This window comes from Microbacterium sp. K41 (genome assembly GCF_004794395.1).
In the GTDB taxonomy this organism is placed as follows: Bacteria; Actinomycetota; Actinomycetes; order Actinomycetales; family Microbacteriaceae; genus Microbacterium; species Microbacterium sufflavum.
Map to the genome: position 1 here is coordinate 1 of NZ_SSDO01000192.1, position 6,500 is coordinate 6,500.

A 6,500-nucleotide genomic window follows, 5' to 3' on the forward strand; every position below is an offset into this window, starting at 1 on the left:
CGGCGTCGCCGTAGCCGAAGCGCACCCGGCGGCGCGCAGCGATCGCCCGCTGCAGCTCCGACACCGCCGGCCGCTCCGGCGCATCATCGGGTTCACCCCAGGGCGCATCCCGCACGGTCGACTCCGCCACCCGCTGCGCGCCCTCGCGGAACGGTTCCGGCACGGCACGCATGAGCTTGCGCACCGCGGCCGTGTGCTCCGGCGCGGCGGCGCGGCTCTGGCTGAGCGCGACCAGCAACGACGTCACCTCGCTCTCGGTCAGTCCCGTGAGATCGGTCCGGGCCCCTCCGATCAGGCACCACCCGCCGCCGCGCCCCCGAGACGGATAGAGGGGCACACCCGCCATGGCGAGCGCCTCCAGGTCGCGGCGCGCGGTGGGCACCGAGACCTCCAGCTCGGCGGCCAGTTCCGCGGCGGTGATCCGGGGGCGCCCCTGCAGGAGCAGCAGAGCCTGGATCAGGCGATCGGCACGGATCGGGAACCTCTTTTCCGAAGTGATCAGAAGGTGATCACTTCACGGTCGAGCATAGAAGGAAAGCCGTTCCCACCGAAGGAGAAGATCCCATGTTCCGTGGTCTCGCCAACCTCAACCTCGTCGCCGAGGACATGCCCGCCGCGATCGACTGGTACACGCGCGTGTTCGACGCCGCGCCGTACTTCACCCGCCCCGAACAGGGGACCCCGCAGTACGCCGAATGGCGCTTCGGCGACGACGACGACGAGTTCGCCCTCATGGACGCCCGCTTCCGCCCCGCCCTGCCGCAGCCGGGAGGCGCACTCGTGAGCCTGCACGTCGACGACATCCACGCCGTGATGGACCGCCTCGCAGCCCTCGGCGCCACCCCGTTCGACCCCGTCACCCAGCGCGGCGAGGGGTGGTGGTCGGCGTCGGTCAGCGACCCGTTCGGCAATCTCCTCGGCCTGATCCAGAGCCCGCATTGGGCCGCACAGCACGCGGGCTGACCGACGGGTGCGGGGAGACCCGCGGCCGCACGCAGAACGCCCCGCCGGATGAGCCGGCGGGGCGTTCTGATGACAGCAGTGTCAGATCATCTTGGTGACCTGGTCGAACGACAGCTCGACCGGCGTCTCGCGCTCGAAGAGCGAGACGAGGACCGTGAGCTTGCCGCTCTCCGGCTTGATCTCGCTGATCGAACCGGGAAGACCCGCGAACGAGCCCTCCTTGATCGTGATGGTCTCGCCCACCTCGAAGTCGACCTCGGCCGGCAGCGGACGGGCCACGGCGACGCCGCCCTTCGCCGCGATGTTCTTGGCGGTCGGGACGTCCTTCACCTCGACGAGCGACTTCAGCATGTTGAAGGCCTCTTCGAAGCGCAGCGGCGTCGGGTTGTGGGCGTTGCCCACGAAGCCGGTGACGCCGGGGGTGTGGCGCACGACCGACCAGGTGTCCTCCGTGAGCTCCATGCGCACCAGCACGTAGCCGGGGATGCGCACGCGGGTGACCATCTTGCGCTGGCCGTTCTTGATCTCGACCACGTCTTCCATCGGGACCTCGACCTGGTAGATCTCGTCCTCGACCTCGAGCGTCGACTTGCGCTGCTCGATGTTGGCCTTCACCTTGCGCTCGAAGCCCGCGTACGAGTGGATGACGTACCACTTGCCGGGGAGCATGCGCAGGTCCATGCGGAAGGCCTCGTAGGGGTCCTCCTCGGACTCGGCGTCCTCCTCCTCGGACTCGGCTGCGGGACGGTCGTCCTCGCCGTTCACGTCGGGACCGTCGTACGGGGTGACCTCGTCGGCCGCCTCGGCCTCCTGCTCGGCGGCCTCCTCGGCCACGGAATCGTTGAGGACCTCGGCGGCGGCCTCGGACTCCGCCGCTTCGTCCAGGTTGAGAGCGTCGTTCACGATCGCGTCCGCCTCCGGGTCGTCGATGTCGATGTCGATGTCGTCCGTGTCGTCCTCGCCGTCCTCGTCTTCGACGTGGACCGCGACGTGCTCGGCAGAGGTGACCGAGAACTCCTCAGCGGCGAGCACGTTGCCCTCCTGGGCCTCGTCCTCCTCGCTGGACTGCTCTGCGGCGGTCGCCCAGTCGGCGTCGTCGGAATATCGTTCAGACACGTTGCTTCTTCTCCATAGCTGCGGCTGCCGCCGCGGGGGTCATCAGCCAGGGATACCGAACACGTAGTGGGTCAGGAGCCCGAAGACGTAGTCGAGACCGTAGACGATGCCCATCACGATCACGACGAAGACGAGCACCACACCCGTGAACTTGAACAGCTCCTTGCGGGTCGGGGTGACGACCTTGCGCAGTTCGGCGATGACCTGGCGGATGAACAGGGCGATGCCCCCGAAGAACCGGGAGAAGGGGTTGCCCTTCTTCTGGCGCGTGGCGCCGGCCGCGACGACCTCGCCGCGCGGTTCGTCCTGATCCATCCTGAATGTACCTTTCGTGTGCCAGCGTTGCACTGACGCGCAGGGCGGACAGGAATCGAACCTGCAACCTGCGGTTTTGGAGACCGCTGCTCTGCCAATTGAGCTACCGCCCTAGAGACCCGGAGGCCTCGGGGTGCCCTCCCATCCCCGCGCTGCGCCGAGATCCGAAGACCCGAGGCACGGCGAAAGAATGCAGAGAACAACTGCTCCACAAGCATACGGCATCCGCCCGACGGTGCCGAACCGGGCTCGATATACGGGTTGTTGCTAGGCTCGGCGAGCGGATGCCGGCGAGAAGGGGCGCGTGTGGGTGGGGATGTGCAGCAGTTCCAGGTGGATCTGCGCGGAGTCGTCGATCTGCTGAGCAGGCACATCTACTCGAGCCCCCGCGTCTACCTGCGCGAGCTGCTGCAGAACGCCCGCGACGCGATCACCGCCCGTCACGAGGTCGACGGCGGCGGCGGGCGCATCCGCATCACGCCGCTCACCGCGCAGACCGGCGAGTTCGTGCTCCGCGACGACGGCGTCGGCCTGACCGCCGCCGAGGTCGCCGACCTGCTCGCCACGGTCGGCCGCAGCTCGAAGCGCGACATCTTCGACCTCCCCCGCAGCGACTACCTCGGGCAGTTCGGCATCGGACTCCTCAGCTGCTTCATGGTCGCCGACACCATCGTCATCCGCTCGCGCAGCGCCCGAGGCGGCGCGGCCGTGGAGTGGACGGGCAGCGCCGACGGCACGTTCCAGGTGATCGAGCTCGACGACGACCTCCCGGTCGGCACCAGCGTGCACCTCGTACCGCGGTTCGACGCCGACGAGCTGCTCCGGCCCGCCGCCGTGCACGAGCTCGCCACCACGTTCGGCGAGTTCCTCCCCGTGCGGGTCACGATCGACACCGGCGCCGGAGACGTCGACATCACGCGCGAGCCGCCGTTCCTCTCCCACGCCGACGACCCCGAAGCGGCCGTCGCCTACGGGCGGGACCTGCTCGGCGCGAACCCCCTCGACGTGATCGAGCTCGGCGAACCGGGGACCGGCACGCGCGGTCTCGCCTACGTGCTCCCCTACGCACCCCCGCCCGGCGCACGCCAGGCCACCCGCATGTACCTCGGCCGCATGCTGCTGTCCGAGCGCGTGGACGACGTGCTGCCCGACTGGGCGTTCTTCGTGCGGGCGGTCGTCGACTCCACCGGCCTCGCCCCCACCGCGAGCCGGGAGTCCCTCGTGGAGGACACGGCCCTGGAGCACGTGCGCGAGCAGCTCGGCGCGGGGATCCGCCGCTGGGTGCTCGAGCTCGGACTGCGCGAGCCGCACCGCCTCGCACAGTTCGTGGCGGTGCACGAGGTCGGCCTCAAGTCGCTCGTGCGCCACGACGAGGAGCTCGCGCGGTTCATCACCCGGTGGCTCACCGTCGAGACCACGCACGGCACGCTGCGCATCGGCGACCTGGTCGAGCGCTACCCGCACATCCGCTACGCGCAGACCGTGGACGAGTTCCGCCAGGTCGCCGGGATCTCGCCCGGCGATGAGGTGCTGGTCAACGGCGGCTACCTGTACGACGCGGACCTCGTGCGCCTGCTGCCCGAGCTGTACCCCGCCGTCACCGTGGAGAAGGTCGACGTCGCCGGCGAGCTCGACCGTCTCGATCCCCCGCCCCTGGACGACCGCGACGCCGCCGTGGCGCTCGAGACCCGCGCGGGGGCCGTGCTCGCCGCCTCCGACTGCGCCGTCGTCGTGCGCTCGATCGACCAGCCCGCACTCACCGGGCTGTACGTCGCCGACCCCGAGGTGCTGCGCGCGATCGACCGCGGCCGCACCAGAGGGGTCGCCGGGGCACTGTGGGGCGGCGTGCTCGACCGCATCGACCAGACGCTGTCCGCCGCCCGCGACGACGACCTCACCGCACGGCTGTGCCTGAACTGGTCCAACCGCGTGGTGCGCGCCCTGGTGCGCGTCGAGGACGACGCCGTGTTCGCCCGCACCGTGCAGCTGCTCTACATCCAGGCGCTCCTCGCCGGCCACCATCCGCTCCGTGACGCCGACCGGGCGCTCATGACCAGCGCGCTGGCCGACCTCGTCTCGCTCTCCGCCGGCATCGAGGGGGACTCCCTCCCCTTCGGCGACGCCCGCTGACACTCCACCGAAAGGCTCCCATGGCACGTCCGAAGAAGCGCTTCCAGCAGCTCATCGAGGAGATCGACCGCACCCCGTGGGGTCCGGAGGAGCAGGCCCTCGTCGCGGAGGCCGTGGCCCTCGCCGTCGAGCTCGGCGACGAGCGCCTGGAGTACGAGGCCCGCATGCGGCAGACCGCCTCGGCCAACATGGTCGGCGCCACCGACGTGATGCTCAACTCCTTCGCGTGGTGCCTCGCCCACCACGACGCCGACCCGCAGCGCTTCCCCGCCGACCTCGACAACGGCGGCGCCGACCTCATGTGGCAGTTCAAGTGGATGGCCTCGTCGCTGCGGTCGTCCCCCGCGTTCTCGCAGGAGCAGATCGCCGCCGTGCTCGACGACATGGAGGCCCACTACCGCGCCGCGGGCCTCGGCCTCAGCGGCGTGCTCACCGCCCGGTTCGAGGACGCGTGGGACGCCGGCCGGATGGACGACGCCGAGGCGCTGCGCGTGCAGCTGGAGGCCACACCCCGCGACGACCACAGCCACTGCGACGCCTGCGGCCGCAGCCAGTTCGCGGGCTTCTTCGCCGACACCGACCGCGACGCCGACGCCATCCGCCTGGTCGAGGAGATGATCGAGGGCGGCTTCTCGTGCGGCGAGGAGCCCGAGCACGCGCTCTCCCGCGTCCTCCTCCCCTACCTCCGCGCCGGACGCCTGGAGGACGCGAAGACCGCCCACCTGCGCAGCTACCGCCTCGCGAAGGACAACCCCGACAACCTCCGCATCGTCGCCAACAACATCGTGTTCGCGGCCGTCACCGGCAACGAGGCGCGTGCCCTCGCCCTGATCGAGCGGCACATCGGATGGCTCGCGCACGACGGCCTGAACGTCGACGCGCACTTCGCGGCCCTCACCGCCTTCGCCGTCGCACTGGACAGGGTCGTGGCGACCGGGCACGGCGACACCCCCGTCCGCGGTGCGGACGCCTCCGCCCTCGTCGGGCTCTTCGGAGAGCACGACGGCGCGTGGACCGCGGCCGAGCTCGCCACCGCCGCCTGGACGGCCGCCGAGCGCATCGGCGCGCAGTTCGACGAGCGCGACGGAACGGACGGGCACGCGCGGAGCCTCGCCCGCTCGCGCCGCCTGGCCGACGAGAGCTGGGACGTGCCGATCCGCTCCGACGCCTTCGTCGCCACCGCACCGGCCACGACCCCGACGGACGCGGACGGCTGGTTCGACCGCGCGATGCAGCTCGCCCAGTTCGGCGCCGAGCACGAGACGCTCGACGCCCTCCCCCGTGCGCTCGAGGTGACCGACCCCGGCAAACGCGCACAGCTGCTGTCGATGCGCCTGGGGATCCTCGTGGCGCTCGACCGCATCGAGGAGGCGGAGCAGGTGCTGCCCGAGCGCATCGCCGCGCTGCGCGACGCCGGCCGCGACGTGCAGGCCGAGCTGGAGCTGCGCCTCGGCCTCGCCACGTTCGGGCTCGACACCGACGACACCAGGGCCGCCCTGGAGGAAGAGCTGGCCGCCGCCGAGCGCCTTCCGGCGTGGTCGCGCGGAGACCTCGCCATCAGCCGCGCCTCGCTGCACCTGCACGCCGACGAGCCCGACGCCGCGCTCGACCTCGCCGAGCACGCCGCCCGCGCGTTCGCCGAGGCCGAGGACACCCGGCTGTCGAACACCACCACGCTCGTCGCCATCGGGGCCGTGCTCTCCAAGGGCGACCTGGAGGCCGCGACCGCTCTGCTCGACCGATTCCTCGCGCAGGACGACCTCTCCGCCGGGCATCGCGCCCAGGCGCTGCAGACCAGGGCCCGGGTGCGCGGAGGGACGGGCGAGCACCTCGACGGCGCCGCGGACGCCGACGAGGTCTGCCGCCTCCTCGCCGAGCTGGGCGCCACACGGGCCCTCGCCGACGCGCACGTGCTCGCCGGGGCACTGTGGGAGGACGCCGACCACCCCGACCGCGCCGTTTCGCGCTACCGCCTC

The 6,500-nt window shown here is 71.3% G+C and carries 6 protein-coding genes and 1 tRNA gene; 3 read left to right on the forward strand and 4 right to left on the reverse strand.

All coding sequences use genetic code 11. The features are described from left to right. Window positions 1–502 (reverse strand): helix-turn-helix transcriptional regulator (locus DW309_RS05095; protein ID WP_342590369.1); only part of this gene is annotated, 502 nt, incomplete at its 3' end. A gap of 62 nt (window positions 503–564) precedes the next feature. Between DW309_RS05095 and DW309_RS05100 the strand changes: the two genes are divergently transcribed. After that, entirely contained in the window at window positions 565–963 is a 399-nt protein-coding gene (locus DW309_RS05100; protein WP_136044753.1) for a VOC family protein, read from the forward strand. An 81-nt stretch (window positions 964–1,044) separates the two neighbouring features. On the opposite strand, the gene nusG is transcribed toward DW309_RS05100, so the two are convergent. From nusG to DW309_RS05115, 3 genes are all read right to left on the reverse strand, one after another. Beyond that, on the reverse strand, window positions 1,045–2,079 hold the full coding sequence (nusG, locus tag DW309_RS05105) for a transcription termination/antitermination protein NusG (protein ID WP_136034405.1): 1,035 nt from the start codon (window positions 2,077–2,079) through the stop codon (window positions 1,045–1,047). 42 nt (window positions 2,080–2,121) lie between these two features. Then, window positions 2,122–2,394, reverse strand: a complete 273-nt coding sequence (secE, locus tag DW309_RS05110; protein ID WP_136034407.1) for a preprotein translocase subunit SecE — start codon at window positions 2,392–2,394, stop codon at window positions 2,122–2,124. A 40-nt stretch (window positions 2,395–2,434) separates the two neighbouring features. Next, window positions 2,435–2,507: transfer RNA gene (locus DW309_RS05115), tRNA-Trp, on the reverse strand. A gap of 193 nt (window positions 2,508–2,700) precedes the next feature. Here DW309_RS05115 and DW309_RS05120 point away from each other — a divergent pair. Together DW309_RS05120 and DW309_RS05125 are read left to right on the forward strand one after the other, a co-directional pair. Further along, the gene (locus DW309_RS05120) at window positions 2,701–4,524 is read left to right on the forward strand and encodes an HSP90 family protein (RefSeq protein WP_136044754.1); all 1,824 of its coding nucleotides are present in this window, start codon (window positions 2,701–2,703) and stop codon (window positions 4,522–4,524) included. A 20-nt stretch (window positions 4,525–4,544) separates the two neighbouring features. Then, window positions 4,545–6,500 (forward strand): hypothetical protein (locus DW309_RS05125; RefSeq protein ID WP_136044755.1); only part of this gene is annotated, 1,956 nt, incomplete at its 3' end.